Raw genomic sequence first — 470 nt, 5'->3', positions numbered from 1 at the left:
TGTACTTAAAAAGCCGCCGCTTGCTCGTAATTCGCCCACCTCATATGAGTCGGAGCCACATTTATCACAGCAGTACTCAAATTTTGATTTCATTCCTTCAACTTCCAGCAAGTGGTTTGCCATTTGTCTATTCGCTAGTTTCTTACTAGGAGTACCACAATTTTCGCATTCTAACGAGGTAGAGTCATTATGATGACCACATCCGAGGCATTCCCAATTAGTTTCCATATTTCCTCTTTGTAGGCATAACGCCGCGTTAAGTGGTGAACAACGCAACCACCAAACCTAAACCATTGTGCCGTAAACACTAAAGCTGAATCAAACTAAAAATGCCAAGCGTTGTGAATCCGTCTTAAACGCTTTGTATGGATAATAAGCTCTCCAATCGGGTAAGGTGAGACCCAGACTTTAGCTGCAACTAAAGTTCTTCTATCTGGTAGTTCGATTAAACGATGGCTCCTCTATCGAGA

Annotated in this window: 1 protein-coding gene; it reads right to left on the bottom strand. The window is 42.3% G+C overall.

Translation table 11 applies throughout. From position 1 onward, the window contains the following. The coding region (locus tag HC752_RS25005; protein WP_238930635.1) for a DNA-binding protein at positions 1–228 on the bottom strand (228 nt) is incomplete at its 3' end. Positions 229–470 lie beyond the last annotated feature (242 nt).

Source organism: Vibrio sp. S9_S30, assembly GCF_014694455.1.
Taxonomy (GTDB): Bacteria; Pseudomonadota; Gammaproteobacteria; order Enterobacterales; family Vibrionaceae; genus Vibrio.
Note: the sequence above shows the minus strand (reverse complement) of the source record. Positions and strands in the feature narration are given on the sequence as shown.